General features: G+C 73.0%; 16 protein-coding genes. 3 read left to right on the forward strand and 13 right to left on the reverse strand.

Going from position 1 to position 16,592, the window contains the following annotated elements:
* Positions 1–56 precede the first annotated feature (56 nt).
* The gene (locus ADY59_RS10640) at positions 57–458 is read left to right on the forward strand and encodes a nuclear transport factor 2 family protein (RefSeq protein WP_049560821.1); all 402 of its coding nucleotides are present in this window, start codon (positions 57–59) and stop codon (positions 456–458) included.
* On the opposite strand, the gene ADY59_RS48585 is transcribed toward ADY59_RS10640, so the two are convergent.
* From ADY59_RS48585 to ADY59_RS10660, 5 genes are all read right to left on the reverse strand, one after another.
* Positions 350–775, reverse strand: a complete 426-nt coding sequence (locus ADY59_RS48585; protein ID WP_331459479.1) for a response regulator — start codon at positions 773–775, stop codon at positions 350–352. The two genes, ADY59_RS10640 and ADY59_RS48585, sit on opposite strands and share 109 nt — an antisense overlap.
* A complete protein-coding gene (locus ADY59_RS10645) occupies positions 685–1,167 on the reverse strand; it encodes an ATP-binding cassette domain-containing protein (protein ID WP_082310010.1) in 483 nt (160 codons plus the stop codon). Before ADY59_RS10645 ends, ADY59_RS48585 begins: the two co-directional genes overlap by 91 nt.
* Before the next feature lie 150 nt (positions 1,168–1,317).
* Positions 1,318–2,031 (reverse strand): histidine phosphatase family protein, encoded by a 714-nt coding sequence (locus ADY59_RS10650; protein ID WP_231618646.1) that lies wholly within the window; start codon positions 2,029–2,031, stop codon positions 1,318–1,320.
* A gap of 11 nt (positions 2,032–2,042) precedes the next feature.
* Entirely contained in the window at positions 2,043–2,789 is a 747-nt protein-coding gene (locus tag ADY59_RS10655; RefSeq protein ID WP_231618647.1) for a TetR/AcrR family transcriptional regulator, read from the reverse strand.
* Positions 2,786–4,012: a cytochrome P450 gene (locus ADY59_RS10660; RefSeq protein WP_049560826.1), complete on the reverse strand. Its 1,227-nt coding sequence runs from the start codon at positions 4,010–4,012 to the stop codon at positions 2,786–2,788. The genes ADY59_RS10655 and ADY59_RS10660 overlap by 4 nt, the downstream gene beginning before the upstream one ends.
* Before the next feature lie 149 nt (positions 4,013–4,161).
* Between ADY59_RS10660 and ADY59_RS10665 the strand changes: the two genes are divergently transcribed.
* Together ADY59_RS10665 and ADY59_RS10670 are read left to right on the forward strand one after the other, a co-directional pair.
* Positions 4,162–5,562, forward strand: a complete 1,401-nt coding sequence (locus ADY59_RS10665; protein ID WP_049560829.1) for an MFS transporter — start codon at positions 4,162–4,164, stop codon at positions 5,560–5,562.
* Positions 5,559–6,389 (forward strand): carbohydrate deacetylase, encoded by an 831-nt coding sequence (locus ADY59_RS10670; RefSeq protein WP_049560831.1) that lies wholly within the window; start codon positions 5,559–5,561, stop codon positions 6,387–6,389. Before ADY59_RS10665 ends, ADY59_RS10670 begins: the two co-directional genes overlap by 4 nt.
* 47 nt (positions 6,390–6,436) lie before the next feature.
* Here the strand turns inward: ADY59_RS10670 and ADY59_RS10675 are convergent, their stop codons facing one another.
* The 8 genes from ADY59_RS10675 to ADY59_RS10710 all read right to left on the reverse strand — a co-directional run bounded on the left by ADY59_RS10675 (position 6,437) and on the right by ADY59_RS10710 (position 16,484).
* Positions 6,437–7,894, reverse strand: coding sequence for an MDR family MFS transporter (locus ADY59_RS10675; protein WP_049560833.1), 1,458 nt, complete (start codon positions 7,892–7,894; stop codon positions 6,437–6,439).
* Between the two features lie 188 nt (positions 7,895–8,082).
* Positions 8,083–9,291: an ROK family transcriptional regulator gene (locus ADY59_RS10680; RefSeq protein WP_197093539.1), complete on the reverse strand. Its 1,209-nt coding sequence runs from the start codon at positions 9,289–9,291 to the stop codon at positions 8,083–8,085.
* A 19-nt stretch (positions 9,292–9,310) separates the two neighbouring features.
* Complete coding sequence (locus ADY59_RS10685) at positions 9,311–11,122, reverse strand: glycoside hydrolase family 9 protein (protein WP_049560838.1); 1,812 nt, start codon at positions 11,120–11,122, stop codon at positions 9,311–9,313.
* Complete coding sequence (locus ADY59_RS10690) at positions 11,119–12,105, reverse strand: N-acetylglucosamine kinase (protein WP_231618649.1); 987 nt, start codon at positions 12,103–12,105, stop codon at positions 11,119–11,121. The genes ADY59_RS10685 and ADY59_RS10690 overlap by 4 nt, the downstream gene beginning before the upstream one ends.
* The gene (locus tag ADY59_RS10695) at positions 12,102–13,364 is read right to left on the reverse strand and encodes a 6-phospho-beta-glucosidase (RefSeq protein ID WP_049560841.1); all 1,263 of its coding nucleotides are present in this window, start codon (positions 13,362–13,364) and stop codon (positions 12,102–12,104) included. The genes ADY59_RS10690 and ADY59_RS10695 overlap by 4 nt, the downstream gene beginning before the upstream one ends.
* Entirely contained in the window at positions 13,361–14,188 is an 828-nt protein-coding gene (locus ADY59_RS10700; RefSeq protein WP_231618650.1) for a carbohydrate ABC transporter permease, read from the reverse strand. Before ADY59_RS10700 ends, ADY59_RS10695 begins: the two co-directional genes overlap by 4 nt.
* Positions 14,185–15,129 (reverse strand): carbohydrate ABC transporter permease, encoded by a 945-nt coding sequence (locus tag ADY59_RS10705; RefSeq protein WP_231618651.1) that lies wholly within the window; start codon positions 15,127–15,129, stop codon positions 14,185–14,187. Before ADY59_RS10705 ends, ADY59_RS10700 begins: the two co-directional genes overlap by 4 nt.
* Positions 15,129–16,484: an extracellular solute-binding protein gene (locus ADY59_RS10710; RefSeq protein ID WP_049560843.1), complete on the reverse strand. Its 1,356-nt coding sequence runs from the start codon at positions 16,482–16,484 to the stop codon at positions 15,129–15,131. The genes ADY59_RS10705 and ADY59_RS10710 overlap by 1 nt, the downstream gene beginning before the upstream one ends.
* Positions 16,485–16,592: the final 108 nt, after the last annotated feature.

Below are 16,592 nucleotides of genomic sequence, written 5' to 3' on the forward strand. Positions count from 1 at the left end.
CTCCCCATGATAATAGTGAGTACGTTCTAGAATAACTCATCTAATAAGGAGCCGCCATGCCCACGGCACCCGAGGTCGTCCAAGGCTTCTACCGTGCCGCCCAGGCGGGTGACGGCGCGGCGATCCTCGCCCTCCTGCACCCGCGCTTCCTGGCCCACACCGCGCCGGGGCTGCCCTGCGGCGCCGGAGGCACCTTCGAGGGGCCGCAGGAGACGCTCATCCGGGTCTGGGGCGCGGTCTTCGCCGCCTTCGACACCGCCCCCTACGCGGAGACCTGGCACGAGACCACCGACGGGATCGTCGTGGTCACCGGGCACTACCGAGGCGCCGCCCGCGCCACCGGACGCGCCTACCGGGCCGAGTTCGTCCACCTGTGGCGCGTCGCCGAGGACCGGATCACCTGGCTGCACCAGTACACCGACACCGCCCGCTGGCACGAGGCCCTCGCCCCGGCCTGACGGACCTGTTGGACGAGCCCTTCGCCACCAGGCGCAGCACATCGCGCTCCCGGCTGCTCAGCGCGTCGTTGCCCGGGGCCCGTACCCGGGAGACCAGCCGGGCGGCGATGGCCGGCGACAGCACGGTCCGGCCCTCGGCGGCGGGACAGCTCGGCGATGGCCTCGACCCCGCCGCCGCCGGGCATGCGCAGATCCATCAGCACCACGTCGGGGTCGAGACGGACGGTCAGCTCGACCGCCTCGACGCCGTCGGCGGCCTCGCCCAGCACGGCGAAGCCGGACGACGCCTCGAAGATGCCGCGCAGGCCGTGCCGCACGACGGGGTGGTCGAGCGGGTGCCGAGCCGCTCCGACAGGCCGAGCCGCCCGGCCGGCTCACGCCAGTCCGCCGGGCGCGGGTAGAAGGCGCCGTAGAGCTCCAGCAGCTCGCGAACGGTCAGCTTGCCCTGCAGCGCGCTCTGCTGGAGCTGCACGCCCAGCAGCCCGGTGACCCGCTCCCTGTCGGCGGCCGGGTCCAGGCCCGCCACCCGCACGCGACCGGCGTCGGGCCTGCGCAGCCCTTCGACGCACTCCACGGTCGTGGTCTTGCCCGCGCCGTTCGGGCCGAGCATCCCGAAGATCTCGCCTTCCCCGACGGTGAAGGACACCCCGTCGACGACGGGCCGCCCCCCGTAGGACTTCCGCAGCCCGTCCACTTCGATGATCGCCATGTCCCGAGGATCTCCCGCCGGGCCCCGGCCGGGCATCGCCCGTCACGCCAGAGCCGGCATCATCCGATCGGCTGATGCCGGCCTACGACCCCGGCCGCCGGTGTGAAGCGGCGCCGCCCGCGAGCCGGTGCCGCGGCCGGCGTCCTGGCGTCAGGTGGGGAGGGAGGCGGTGGTGGTGAAGGCGGGGTCGAGGTGCGCGGTGTCGTTGTAGTGGCGCAGGATCCACCGGGCCTCGGTCAGCACCAGGTGCGACACCGACCCGTTGTCGGCGCCGAGGAACGCGAACGGCCGCGACCCCGTGGCCGCGGCCAGCGCCTCGGCGATCACGCCGCCGTGGGTGACGACGACGATCCGCTGGTCGGGGTGGGCGGCGGCCAGCCCGCCGAAGGCTTCGCGCACGCGCTCGGAGAAGGTCGCGGCGGGCTCCGCGCCGGGGATCACGTCCCAGCGTTCCTCGGCCGCCATCCGCTGGGCGGCCGGGTGGCCCTCGGCGACCATCCGCCGGAACAGGCCGCCCTCCCACTCGCCCAGGTGCACCTCCCGCAGCCCGGGCTCCACCACCGGCGTGAGGCCGAGCCGCGCGGCGAGCGGCGCGGCGGTCTGGGAGGTACGCCGCAGCGGCGTCACGTAGATCGCGTCGACGCGCTCGGCGGCGAGCCGCAGGGCCACCCGCTCCGCCTGCTCCAGGCCCTCGGGCGCGAGCCCCGGGTCGCCCTGTCCGTCCACCAGGGGGAACGGCCGGTCGGGGCGCGCGGGCTCCGACTCGCCGTGCCGCACCAGGAGCACCTCGGTGGCGCCGGGCGGGGTACGGAATCGACCCTGGCGATACGCGGCCGGCTTCTCGCTCTCAGCTGTCACGATCACCGAACATTACTCTACTGACTCATCCGACGACCGGCCGGGAGCCGGGCCGCCCCGGACGAGACGGGAGCCGTCCACAGGCCGGTCAGGGCGTCGACGAGGCCGGCCGCGGTGGCCGCCCAGGCGTCGTGGACGGCGGCACCGCCCTCATCCGGCGCCTGCCCCCGCTCGTGTTCGCGCTCGGCCAGGGCGCGTTCCTGCTCGGCCAGGGCGTGTTCGCGCTCGGCCAGGGCGTGGACCAGGAGCAGGCGGCTCATGCCGGCGCGTTCGCGGCGTACGTCCTCGGGCAGGCCGGCGAGCAGCCGGAACATGCCGTCCAGGGTGGAGCGCATGGACGGCGTGGCCGCCGACTCCTCGATGACGATCTGCCGAAGTGCCGGCACGGTGTTGATCTGTGCCATGCACCGGGCCCGCCAGCCCGGCACGCCGAGCGCGTCGAGATGATCCGTGGCGGGCCGTACCAGGCAGGAGATCCAGTCGCGCAGCTCGCCGGGGACGTCGATCCCGGCCAGCAGCCGCAGCCGCCGCTCCTCCAGGCCGGCCGTGTGGCGGCGGACGATCGCCCGCACCAGGCCCGCCTTCGTGCCGAAGTGGTAGCCGACGGCGAAGTTGTTGCCCTGCCCCGCCGCCTCACCGATCTGGCGGTTGGAGACCTCGCCGACGCCGTGCTCGGCGAACAGCCTCTCGGCGGCGTCGAGGATCGCGCCGCGCGTCTCCCGGGCCCGCCCGGTCCCGGCGGCCGTACTCACCACCGCGGTCACCACCGCACCGGTACCCGCTCCAGCCCGCCGACCACGAGCCCCTCACGCCGCCGCAGCTCGGCGGCCGGGACCGCCAGCTCCAGCGTGGGCAGCCGCTCCAGCAGCACCTTCAGCACCGTCTGCAGCTCGGTCCTGGCCAGTGCCTGGCCGAGGCAGGAGTGCGGGCCGACGCCGAAGGCCAGGTGCGGGTTGGGGGAGCGGGTCAGGTCCATGACGGTGGCCGCCGCGAACTGCCGCTCGTCACGGTTGGCCGAGGCCATGCTGCACACGACCGTGGTGCCCCCCGGCAGCCGTTCGCCCGCGACCTCGACCTCCTCGCTGAGGTAGCGGGGCATGCCGAAGCCGGGATTGGCGTCGAAGCGCAGAGCCTCCTCCACGGCCGGGCGGATCAGCGCCCGGTCGGCGAGCAGCGCCTCCCAGCGCTCGCGGCCGGCCAGCAGCATCGCCGTCATCTTGCCGATCATGTTCGCGGTGGTCTCGTGCCCGGCCACGAGCAGGCCCTTGGCGGTGCCCAGGATCAGCTGCTCGGTGAGCCGTCCGTCCAGGCCCTCGACCATCGACAGCAGCTCGCTGATCAGGTCGCCGCCCGGTTCGGCCCGCTTGGCCCCGGCGAGCGCGACCAGGTAGGCGTCGAACTCGGCCTGGGCCGCGTCGATCTCGTCCTGGCCGAACCGCGTCATGCTCAGCATGGTGTCGGACCAGTACGCGAACGCGTCGCGGTCGGAGTCGGGCACGCCCAGCAGGTCGCAGATCGCCCACACCGGCAGCGGGAAGCCGACGCCGCTCACCAGGTCGGCGGGCGCGCCCCCGGCGACCATCCGCTCGACCAGGTGCCCGGCCATCGCCTCGATCCTGGGCTGCATCGCCACGACGCGCTTGGCGGTGAACGCCTTGCCGACGAGCTGCCGCCAGGCGCGGTGCTCGTCGCCGCTCATGCTGCTGCCGCCGCTGCCGAACACGCCGCCCGATTCGTTGGCGGTCACCCGGGCGGCGTCCGGGGCGTCGAGCTGGCGGGTGAAGCGCGGGTCCGACAGGACCTGCCTGACGTCGTCGTACCGGGTCAGCAGCAGCGCCCGGTCGCCGCTGGCCAGCCGGATCGGCGCCACCGGGCAGCCGTCGCGCAGCCCGGCCCACTCCGGCGGCGGCTCCAGGGCGCCGGGAAGGGCGAACGGGTAGTCCGGAACCTGCTCGCTCACGTGGCCTCCAGAGACGGGGATGCGCATATTTAAGTCAGGCCGCTTAATCGAGTCAAGCGACGTGAACGGTGTCCCTTCTGTTGCCGGACATGGTCTTGACGTGCCCGGGATCACAGGCAAGCATCACCGGGACCGGACCGGCGGTCGCCGTCCGGCGCGGCAAGGAAGGTGATCGCGTGGCCCAGCCCGGCACGGCGCCCGCCCGGGCCCGGACTCCCGCGTGGCGCTACGCCATCGGAATGTTCGGCACGTCCATCCCGATCAACATGATCAAGGGATCGATGATCCTCTTCTACGTCGACATCCTCGGGCTCGACGTACGCGCCTACGGCGCGGTCATGGTGATCTACGCGGTCATCGACGCGATCGACAACCCGGTGCTCGGCCACCTGTCCGACCGCACCCGGACCCGGTTCGGCCGGCGCCGGCCGTGGCTGCTCGTCGGCGCGCCGATGCTCGCGGCCTGCATGATCGCGTTCTTCTCCGCGCCGGCCTCGCTGGAGGGCATCGGCCTCGTGCTGTGGTTCGCGGTGTTCGCGATCCTGTGTGAGGCTTTCGACTCGATGCTCAACGCCAACTACGGCGCGCTGCTCCCCGAGCTCTACCCGCGCGAGCGCGACCGCGCCGTCGCCAACGGCCTGCGCCAGGGCTTCCAGCTCGTCGCGCTGGTGATCTCGCTCGCGGTCACCCCGTTGCTCACGACGGGCGTGTTCGGCACCGAGGACTCCACCCGGGGCTTCCAGATCACCGCGATCATCTACGGCGCGATCGCGGTCGTCGTGATCGTGTTCATGGCGCTGGGCGCGCGTGAGAGCCCTCGCTACTCCACGCGCGAGCGGCCCCGGCTGCTGCCGAGCGTGTGGTCGATCGTGCGCAACCCGGCGTTCTGGACGGTCGGGCTCACCGGCGCCTGCTACGGGATCGCCATGGCGCTCGTGCTCTCGGGCATCCAGCTGTACGTGCGCTACTCGCTCGGCCTCCCGGTCGGCAACGCGCTCTACCTGCAGGGCATCGTCATCCTCGTCTCGGCGGCCGGCCTCGTGGTGTGGACGCGCGTCGTCGCCCGGCGCGGCGCCCTGTGGGCCTGGCGGCTGGCCTTCGCCGTCCTCGCGGTCAGCTTCGCCGCCCTGTTCCTCGCCACCGACCTCGTCACCGCGATCGCCGCCGGGGTGCTCGTCGGGGCCGGGTGGTCGGGGATGCTCGCGACCAACGACCTCATCGTCGCGCGGGTGCTGGACGCCGACGCGGCGCGCAACGGGGAGCACCGCGAAGGGCTCTTCCTGTCCGCGTTCGGCTTCTTCGGCCGGCTCAACGGGATCGTGACCGGGCTCGCGCTCACCTCGCTGGGCGTCTTCTTCGGCTACAACTCCGGCGACGACCCCGGCGCGGACCCGGGGCTGGCCTTCCGGGTGTACCTGTGCGTGTACCCGTTCGCGCTGACGGCCATCGGCGCGGTCGCGGCCCGATTCGTCACCGTGCCCATCGAGACACCACCCGAAGCAGCCGACCCGACGGACCCGGCCGACCCGCCGTCTCCCGGGCCGGTGGACGAGTCGGCTGTGGAGCGTCCGCGGTGAGCCGGCGCGTCGTGATCACGGCCGACGATCTCGGTCGCGAGCCCGGGACGACGGACGTCATCGCCGCCCTGCTCGCCGAGGGGCAGGTCAGCGCGACGACGCTCATCTGCGTCTCGCCGGAGGCCGAGCGGGCCGCGCGGCGGGTCCACGAGCTCGGCGTCTTGCCGCGCGTGCACGTGACGCTCACCAGCGAGCGCGGGCTGCCGCGCTGGCGGCCCCTGAACGGCGCCGCGAGCCTCGTCGATCCGGACGGGACGCTCAGCGACGACCCGCTGGCCCTCGGGGCGCGCGGTGAGGCCGACGAGGTCATCCGGGAGGCGGACGCGCAACTGGCCTGGATGCGCGACCGGGGCGCCGCGCCCGTGGCGGCCGACTCCCACGCCGGCACCCTCTACGGCCTGCACGGCAGATCGTGGCTCGCCGAGGCGCTGCACTGGTGCGCGCGCCACAGCCTGGCCTTCCGGCTGCCCCGCGACCCGGGACCGTACGTCGGCGGGCCGCTGCCGCCGCCGCTCGCGGCGGCTCACCAGCGTGCCGTCGCCCTCGCCGACGAGCTGGGGGTGCCGATCCCGCAGACCATCGCGACCAACCGGCGCACGGCCGCCGAGCTGGGCGGCTACGAGCGGCTCCGGGACGACTACCTTCGCCGGCTCGCGGCCCTCCCCGAGGGCACCAGCGAGCTATTCCTGCACCCGTCCCGCGAGGACGCCGTCACCGGGCCGGACGGCATCGTGCGTACGTGGGAGGCGCGGCTGCTGCGTGACCCGGTGTGGCACGCCGCCCTCCGGAGCGAGGGCGTCGAGGTCGTAGAGGGCTGGTGGCCCTGACCCCGCCCGGCCGGCCTCCGTGCGGCCGGGCGGGGGCCGGTTGTCGCTCAGTGGGCGGCGACGGGGTGCTCGCCGGTGTTGGCGGCACGGGCGGGCAGGAGCAGGGCGGTGGCGACCACGGCCACGGACAGCACCGCGCCGATCACGAAGGCCAGCCGCATCCCGTCGAGCTGGGCGAGCGCCGGGGCGACACCCGTGGCCTCCAGGGCGTCGGCGCGCGCGCTCATCACGGTGACCACGAGCGCGGTGCCGAACGCGGCGGCGACCTGCTGCAGCGTGCTCAGGATCGAGCTGCCGTGGGAGTAGAGCGGCGGCGGGACGGCGCCGAGGCCGAGGGTGAACACCGGGGTGAAGGTCGCGGCCAGGCTCACCATCAGCAGCGCGTGCAGCCCGAGGATCTGCCAATAGGGCATGGTCATCGAGACCTGGGTGAAGCCGGCGAGCGCGAGCATGATCCCGATCGCGCCGGGGACGACCAGCTTCCGGCCGCCGAACCTGTCGAACAGGCGGCCCACGACCGGCCCGAGCAGCCCCATCGCGAGCCCGCCCGGCATCACCAGCAGCCCGGTCTCCAGCGCGTTGAGCCCGCGCACGCTCTGCAGGTAGAGCGGCAGCAGGATCATCGAGCCGAGCATCGCCATGAAGGCCACCGACATCATGATCAGCGCGACCGTGTAGGTCCGGTGGCGCAGGGTGCGCAGGTCGAGCAGCGGCACGCCGCGCTTCTGCAACGACAGCTGGCGGAAGACGAAGACGGCGATGGTGACCAGCCCGGCCGCCACGATCGCGGCGGCCACGCGGACGTCGCCGCCCTCGAACCGGCTGAGCCCGTAGACGAGGCCGCCGAAGCCGGCCGCGGCGGTCACCGCGCTGAACCAGTCGATGCTGCTGGACTGGGGCTCGCCGATGTTCTGCAGCCGCTTCAGGCCACCCCAGGTGATCAGGGCGGCGATGGGGAGCACCACCGCGAACAGCAGGCGCCACGACCCGAACTGGAGGATCACTCCCGAGACCGCCGGGCCCATCGCGGGCGCGACCGACATGGCCAGGGTGACATTGCCCATCACCCGGCCCCGGTCCTCCTCGGGGACCACCCTCATCAGCGTGGTCATCAGCAGCGGCATCATCACGGCCGTCCCGGTCGCCTGCACGATGCGGGCGCCCAGCAGCACCTCGAACGTCGGCGCGACGATGGCCAGCGCGGTGCCGAACAGGAACAGCCCCATCGCGGTGGCGTAGGCACTGCGGGTGGACACCCGCTGCAGGAACCACCCGGTGATCGGGATGACCGCGGCCATGGTCAGCATGAAGGCGGTCGAGAGCCACTGTGCGGTCTGCTCGGTGATGTGCAGCGCGCTCATCAGCCGGGGGATCGCGTTGATCATGATCGTCTCGTTGAGGATGACCACGAAGGTGGCCAGCACCAGCAGCCGGATCACGGGCGGCGTGCGGCCCTTGGAGGCGGCCGCGGGCATGGCGGGTGAATCGAGCAGTTGGCTGGACACGGTACCTCGATCGGGGTGGTGGGGCGGAAGTCGGTCAGGGCCGGTGTCCCGGCCTCCGGTCACACAAGAACGTGCGGACATGTACAGACTGACCGGCGCCACTGACAAAACTCATCGACCGTGCCCAGCATTCCGGGATGTGCCACGAAATGTCACCCGGTTTTCATCCGGGCTTCCCCTCCGGCGGGTCAGCGGCCCGCCGGATCGCGGGTGGCGTGGCCGAACACCTCGTCCCTGACCCGCGCGAGGGCCAGATCCATCGCGCCGACCAGCACCGGATTGCCGTCGACGGCCGACAGGAGCACCCGCAGCCGCGCCACGTCGAGCGCCCGCAACTCGCGCTCGACGAGGTCGCGCAGCCGTTCGCCACCGGCGGACACCAGGGACCCGGCCAGCACGACGAGCCCCGGGTCGACGACCGAGGCGATGGTCGCCAGGCCGAGCGCCACCCTGGCGGCCACCGTGCGCAGACCGGCGGCCGCCTCCTCGGCGGCCCTCCCGGAGCCCTGCGCCAGTCGCACCGCGGTGGCCATCGACTCCTGGAAGCCGGCGCCGTGGACGCCGTAGGAGCGCAGCAGGTCCTGCACGGCCGGCCCGCCGGCCAGCGCCTGGTAGCCGTGGTGACCGAACCTGCCGCCGTCGCGGGCCGTCGCCGCGCCGGGGATGGGCATGTAGCCCACCTCGCCGGCGCCGCCGAAGAAGCCGCGGTGCAGCCGCCCGCCGATCACCAGCGCGGCGCCGAGTCCCTCGCCGGCCCACAGCAGCACGAAGTCCGGGCAGCCGGCCGCCGCGCCGTGCGCCTGCTCGGCGAGGGCGACGAGGTTGACGTCGTTCTCCACGTCGACGGTGACGCCGAGCCCGTCGCCGAGCGTGGCCACCAGGTCGGGGATCTGCCAGCCGGGCATGTCCTCGGCGGTGGCGTGGTCGAGCCTGCCCGTCGTGGGGTCGACGGCGCCCTGCACGCCGATGACGACGCGGCGCAGCGGGCCGGGCGGCCGCGCCGCCTCGACCGCCGCCCGCAACTGCCCGGCCAGCCCGCCGCCCGCCGGGGAGGGGGCGGGGGAGCGGGCCCCGCCGACGACCGCGCCGGTGATGTCGGCCACCTGTACGTCGATCCGCTCGGGCGTGACGTCCAGCGCGGCCACGTACGCGGCGGCGGCGTTGACCCGGTAGATCTCGGCCGTGCGCCCGGGCTGGCCCGCCCGGACGCCGTCGTTGACCACCAGGCCCGCCTCCTGCAGCCGGGCCAGGAGCTGGAAGGCCGTCGGCTTGGACAGGCCGGTCAGCTCGCTCAGCTCGGGCCGGGTCAGCGGGCCCTTCTCCAGCAGGATGCGCAGCGCGGCGCGGTCGTTGATCGCGCGCATCAGTCTCGGCGTCCCGTGGACAGGGGGCTTCACGTCACCTCCCGCGTCGGCGTCACGTTGACGTCAACGTGAGAGCGTACAGGGCGATCGCCGCGAAATCGTCGGCCGGCTCGGAAGCCTGCCAGGAGCGCACGTCGTCGGCGAAGCGGCTGCCGTGGCCGGTGAAGCGCGCGTAGCGGTCCTCGCCGTCCGCCGGGCAGGGCGGCATCTCCTCGAAGTGCTCCCCGAGGCCGTCCTCGAACAGTTTCGCGTCGTTGGGCCCGTTGACGACGGCGCCCGTGGCGGGTCTGCCGGTGATGTTGGCGATCTGGTGGTGCGGGCAGGCGATCGAGCGCTTACCCGCCCCGGCGACGAAGGACACGCCCCACGGGTTCGCGCCGAGCGCCCAGTTGCGCTGCTGGGTGCCGAAGGCGTCGTAGGCGCGCCGGCCCGTCACCGACCGGTACAGGCGGGCGGTGGCGGCCAGGCCGAACGCGTGCGGCACGGAGTCGAACGCGTCGTACCGGGCCCCGGCGCGGAACGGGTCGGCGGCGGCCCGGCGCGCGCCGAGGTCGAGCTGCGCCTTGAGCCCGGCGATCAGGTCGGCCTCGGTGACGGCGAGCCCGCCGGTCCCGGACGCCCGCATGGCCTTGACGAGGTCGGCGTGGGCCAGCGCGCTCACGTCGTACAGGTTGAGCGTGTCGCCCTGCTCCTCGTCCAGGTAACCGCGCGCCCAGCGGGCCGACTCGGCCAGCCACCGCCCGGCGCGCGGATCGCCCAGGCGCTGCGCGGCCAGGGCCAGCTCGGCGCCGCCGAGCTGCATGTCGTCGCGCCAGACGCTCTCGGGATAGAAGGCGTGCGGCAGGGAGGTCACCAGCCGGTCCACGCCGGTGGTCCTGGCCATGGCGTAGACGGAGGCGGCCTGGTCGAGCAGCTCGGCGGCGCGCTCGAGGGACGGTTCGAGCTGGGCGGCCAGGGCGAAGGCGGCGGCCGTGCGCCCGGCCAGGTTGGGGCTGATCGGCGCGCCGGGGGCGGCGGCGCGGAAGACCGGGCGGTGGCGGATGAACTGGTGGCCCGCGGCCTTGTCGCCGTCGTCGGCCTCGGGCAGGCGCCAGATGTCGTGGTCGCCGACGAACGTGCCCTCGGCGTTCCCGGCGCCGATGCCGACCTGGATGTAGAGGGTCTTGGACTCCTCATCCCACATCTTGTCCAGATATTTCAGGCCATGAGCTGCTTCGTTGTGCAATGCGGTGCCTTGTGGCTTGCCGTCCCGCTGGGCGGCCCACAGCAGCGTGTCCACGTACGCCAGGATGTGCGTGAACTTGAGGTAGTCGCCCGCGTCGAACCAGCCGCCCTCGACGTCGACCGGGCCGCCGATCTTCGTCAGCCCGCCCTTGATCTGGTCGGTCTCGGGACCGGTGAACGCGGGCCAGTCGTAGACCGAGGCGGCCCGGTCGTTGAGGTGGCTCGGGGTGCGCGGCGCGCCGGCGCCGTCGCGCTGCAGGCCGAAGAAGCGCAGCACCTGGGCCGCCGTGTCCCGCTTCGGCGCGATCTCGAACTCGGCCGACGTCGCCCCGCCGGCCTTGACCCGGTAGCGGCCGGGAGCGCGCAGCCGGGTCAGGTCGAGGTCGTGGACGTGCGGGTAGCGGCTGTTCCAGGCGCCCCGGTCGCGGCCCGCGCGCCCGGTGAGCACCACCCGCCCGCGGTGGTCGACCACCGTGAAGCGACCGGCCCGGCCGCTCGTCATCAGGTAGGCGTGCTTGCTCTCGCCCGGCCAGTAGCCGACCTGGTCGACCCGGACGTGCGCGGGCGCGGCGGCCTGGGCCGGCGCGTTCAAGGCCGCCAGCAGCGCCAGCGCGAGCGTGGCGGGGATCAGCTTTCTCATCCGCTCCTCCTGAAGTGATCGCGAACTCGGGTCCGCGCGGTCTCGGCCGCGCCGAGCAGGTCAAGTCCGGCCAGGGCGGCGCCCGCGACAGGGGGGAGGGTGCTGACCACGACACGCGCGTCCGGCGCGCTCGCGCCGATCGCGGACTCGATCATGCCATGCAGGTACGGGTCCCCGGCCGTCAGCACGCTCCCGCCGAGCACCACCTCGGCCGGCGTGCCGAGCAGGCCGAGCCGGCGCAGGCACACCGTGGCCATCACCGCGACCTCCTCGGCCTGCCGCGCGACCACACCCCTGGCCACGGCGTCGCCGCCGCCCGCCACGGCGAACAGCCCCGGCACCAGCTCGTGCAGCCGGGCCGGGTCCAGCTCGCCGAAGTGCAGGGCGAGCACCACCTCCGTGACGCTCGCGGTGCCGAAGTGCGTGACGACCAGCTCGGCCAGCGCCGTGGCCGGGCCGCGCCCGTCCTCCATCCGGGCGGCGTGCCACAGGACCCGGTCGGCCAGGTCCTCGCCGCCGCCCCAGTCGCCGCTGCGCCTGCCGAGCGCCGGGAAGCGCGCCGTCTCGCCGGTGGGGGAGACGCCGGCGGCGTTGATGCCCGCCCCGCACACCACGACGACGCCCCACCGCCGCGAGGCGCCCGCGCGCAGCACCGCGAACGTGTCGTTGGCCACCGACACCTCGCCCGCGCAGCCGCGCGCCAGGAACTCGGCGCGCAGCGCCTCCTCCTCGGCGGGGAAGTCGGCCCCCGCCAGGAAGGCCGCCATCATGTCGGCGTACGGCGCGGCCATGCCGTCACGAAGCGCCTTGGCCTCCCGCTCCACCACGTCGGCGGCGGCGCCCACGCCGGCGCTCTGCGGCACGAACGGCCCGGTCCGGCCGGTGGCGAGCACCGCGCCGTCCTCGGCGACGAGCGCGAGGTCGGTCTTGCTGTTGCCGCCGTCGACCGCCAGGACCGTCCTCAGCCCGCTCCCGGTGATCACTGCGCTTCCGCCCAGGGCAGGTGCCGCCGGTTGGCGTCGAGCAGCAGGCCGGTCAGCTCCCGCGCCAGGTGCTCCTGGCCGACGAGCGGGTGGGCGAGCAGTGCGTCCCGCACCCGGTCGGCACCGCCTTCCAGGGCCGCGCGCAGCGCGAGCGTCTCGTACGCCGACACGTGCGCGACGAGCCCGGCGTACAGCGGCTCCAGGGGCGGCACCGGCTGCGGCACGGCCCCCGAGGCGGTGATCCTGGCCGGGACCTCGACGACCGCGTCGTCCGGCAGGAACGGCAGCGTGCCGCCGTTGCGCACGTTGACGACCTGGGTGTCGCCGCGGTCGCCGAGCAGCGAGGCGATCAGGGCGACCGCCGCCTCCGAGTAGAACGCGCCTCCCCGCTGCTCCAGCAGTTCCGGCTTGGCCGTCACCGCCGGGTCGGCGTACATCTCCAGCAGCTCCTTCTCCATCGCCGCGACCCGGGCCGCCCGTGACGGCTCGGTGCGCTGCTCGGCCACCACCAGGTCGTGGGCGTAGAAGTAGCGCAGGTAGTACGACGGCACCGCGCCGAGCCGGGAGAGCAGCGCGGACGGCAGCCCGACGTCGGCGGCGATCTTCTGCCCGTGCTCGCGGATCAGGTCCGGCAGCACGTCCGTCCCGTCCACGTGCACCGAGCGCACCCACGTGAGGTGGTTGAGCCCGGCGTGCCCGAGCGACACCCGCGACGGCTCGACGCCGAGCACGGCCGCGAAGCGGCGCTGGAAGCCGATCGCCACGTTGCACAGCCCGATCGCCCGGTGCCCGGCGTCCAGCAGCGCCCGGGTGACGATGCCGACCGGGTTGGTGAAGTCGACGATCCACGCCTCCGGTGCGGCCTCGGCGATCACCTCGGCCAGCTCCAGCACCACCGGGACCGTGCGCAGCGCCTTGGCCAAGCCGCCCGCGCCCGTCGTCTCCTGGCCGACGCAGCCGCAGCGCAGCGGCAGCGTCTCGTCCACCTCACGCGCCGCCTGCCCACCCACCCGCAGTTGCAGCAGGACCACCGCCGCCCCGGCGACGCCCTCGCGCACGTCGCCGGTCGCGGTCACGGTGGCCGGGTGCCCGGCCGCGCGCAGCATCCGGCGGGCCATGCCCGCGACCGGCTCCAGCCGCTCCGCGGCCGGATCCACCAGGACGAGCTCGGTCAGCGGCAGGTCCTCCCGTAACCGGGCGAACCCGTCGACGAGCTCCGGCGTGTACGTCGAGCCGCCCCCGACCACGGCGAGTTTCAACCCTTTACTCCCGTCAATGTCACGCCCTCGATGAAGACCCGCTGGGCGAAGAGGAAAACGATGATCACCGGTGCCGTCACGAGCAGGGTGGCGGCCATGGTGAGGTTCCACTGCACGCTGTGGAAGGCCTTGAAGGTGGCCAGCCCCAGCGACAGCGTCCAGCCCTCCTGGTCGACCCCGGCGTACAGCAGCGGCCCGTAGTAGTCGTTCCAGCAGTAGAAGAACGAGAACAGCGCCACCGCCGCGATCGCCGGCCGGGCCATCGGCAGGATCACGGTGAACAGGATCCGCACGTCGGAGCAGCCGTCCACCCTGGCCGCGTCGGTGTAGTCGCGCGGGATCGTGATGAGGAACTGGCGCAGCAGGAAGATCGAGAAGGCGTCGCCGAACAGCATCGGCAGGATCAGCGGCCACAGTGAGTCCGTCAGGTCCAGCCGCGCCCACACCAGGTAGATCGGCACCGCGACGACCTGCGGCGGCAGCATCATCGCGCTGATCACCACGAGGAACGCCACCTTGCGCCCCCGGAAGCGGAACCGGGCCAGCGCGTACGCCGCCGGGATCGACGACACCAGCATGAACAGCGTCGCCAGGGACGCGTACACGAAGGTGTTGACCGTCCAGGTGAGCAGCTCGGAGCGGGCGAAGACGTCGCCGAAGTTGGTCCAGTTCCACCGCTCGGGCCACAGCCGGCTGGTGAGCGCCTGCTCGTCGGTCATGAGCGCGGTCAGCGCGACGAACACGACCGGGCCGAGGAACATCAGCGCGAGCGCGATGGCCAGGGCGTGCTGCGCGATCCACATCAGGCCGCGCCTGCGCCTCACGTCGCCGCCTCCGCCCGGCTGAACTGGCGCAGCAGGACCAGCGTGAACAGCATCGCCACCACGAACAGCAGCAGCGCGTGCACGCAGGCCAGCCCCATCGACCAGTCGCGGAACCCGGTGTGGAACAGGTGCTGCGGCAGCGTGAGCAGCGAGCCGTCCGGATAGCCGGGGGTGAACGTGGTGCCCGCCGAGTCGGTCGCGCCGGAGGCCACCCGGGAGGCGATCATCGCCTGGGTGAAGTACTGCACGGCGTAGATCACCCCCGTGACCGCGGAGAACATCAGCACCGGGGAGATGACGGGCAGCGTGACGCTGCGGAACTGCCGCCAGGCGCCCGCGCCGTCGATCGCGGCGGCCTCGTACAGGTGCCTGGGCACGTCCAGCAGGGCCGCCAGGAAGATCATGATGGTGTTGCCCGCTCCCCACAGGGCGAGCAGCGTGAGGCTGGGCTTGGCCCAAGCGGCGCTGCCGAACCAGTCGGGGCCCGTGATCCCCAGCCACGCCAGGAGCTGGTCGACCGGGCCGGTCGCCGGGTTGAGCAGGTAGACGAAGGCGACCGTGCCGGCCACCATCGGCACCAGCGACGGCAGGTAGAAGATCGTCCGCAGGAGGCCGCCGCCGCTCTTCAGCTTGGTCAGCAGCTGCGCCACGCCGAGCGCGAACAGCACCTGGGCCGGGACCATGAACACCACGAGCCAGAGGGTGTTCAGGGCCGACTGCAGCACGCGGGCGTCGGAGAAGGCGTAGCGGTAGTTGTCCAGGCCGATGAACTCCAGCGTGAACAGGTCGTAGCGGTGGAAGGAGAAGTACACCGTGGACACCAGCGGGTAGACGAAGAGGACCGCCACGCCGGCGATCCACGGCGACAGCCACAGCAGGGCGCGCGGGCCCTCGCCGCGCCACCGGTGAGGCGGTGGCGCGACACGGGTGGAGACCATCATCAGCCCCCGGTGAGCTTCAGCTTGTCGTCGATCCGCTCGTCCACCCCGGCCAGCCCGGCGTCGAGGTCCTTGACCGCGCCCTTCTCCCACTGGATGAGGAAGGTGGAGAAGGCGTCCTGGTTGAAGACGCTGTTGACGTTCGGCGGCAGCGTCGAGGTCTTGGGATGGGCGAAGATGGCGAGGAACGTGGCGAAGTTCTCGTCCCTGGCCAGGTCCGGGTGGTCCATCGCGGCCTCGGTGGTGGGCACGTTGCGCAGCGCGTTCGACAGCGTCACCAGCGAGTCGGTGTCGGTGGTGAGGTGTTTGACCAGCTCCCAGGCGTGCCGCGGGTGCTCGGCGCCTCTCGGCACGCCGATCACGGTCCCGGCGGTGAAGCCGCTGCCGTACAGGCCGGGCTTGTCGTCGGCGACGGGCAGCGGGGCGGTGCCGTAGTCCAGGTCCTTGGCCACCGGGTCGCCCGCGATCATGGCGTTGCGCCACTCGCCGTCGAGCACCATGGCGATCTTGCCCTTGAAGAACGGGTGCTCGGCGCCCCATTCGTCGCCCAGGCCCTTGCGGAACTTCTCCAGCTTGTCGTAGCCGTACCAGTCGACCAGCTCCTTCTGCCAGCGCAGGAGTTGCTTCCACGCCGGGTCGGAGCCGATCGCCGAGGTGCCGTCGTCGTGGTACCACTTCGCGCCGACCATGGGGCCGAGGTGGCTGGGGGAGTTCTCGTAGTACTGGAAGCTCGGGACGAACCCGGCGACCTCGATGTTCCCGTCGGCGTCGCGGACCGTGAGCTTCTTGGTCAGCGCGGTCAGCTCGCTCAGCGTCTTCGGCGGCTGCTCGCCCTTCATCAGCGCCTTGTTGTAGTACAGCCCGTACGCGTCGGCCAGCAGCGGCATCGTGCACCGCTTGCCCTCGAACTCCGTGTAGGCCCGGGAGGCGGCCGGCAGCACGGTCAGGTCGATGCCGTCCTGCTCGATGACCGGGGTCAGATCCTGGAACGCGCCGGACCTGCACCACTGGGCGACGTTGTCCGTGGTGAACGAGGCCGCCACGTCGGGCGCCTTGCCGCCGCGGATCGCCTGGGTGATCTGGTCGTCCTGGATGCCCTTCTTCGTGGTGACCTTGATCTGCGGGAACTTCTTCGTGAAGCCCGCGACCGCCTCCTCGAACGCCTTCGTCTCGACGTCGGTGGAGAAGCCGTGCCACAGCTCCAGCGTGGCGGGGGGCAGCGCGGCGGCGGCCGGGCCGGTGCCGCTCGCGGTGGGCGGGGGCTGGGCGCCGAGCGACGGCGGCGCCTCCTTGCCCGCGGTGCACGCGGTCAGCGGCAGGGCCAGCAACGCGGCCGCCGCGAGAGGGACGAAGCGCACGGAGGTCTCCTATGAGCTGGTGGGGGGTTACGTCGTCCGCCGGAGGATTAGTAAAGAGTCCTAACTTGCTAGGGACCGTAAGTGGCGGAAAAGGCACGGTCAAGCCCT

Origin of the sequence: Nonomuraea sp. SBT364 (assembly GCF_001083785.1) — a bacterium.
In the GTDB taxonomy this organism is placed as follows: domain Bacteria; phylum Actinomycetota; class Actinomycetes; order Streptosporangiales; family Streptosporangiaceae; genus Nonomuraea.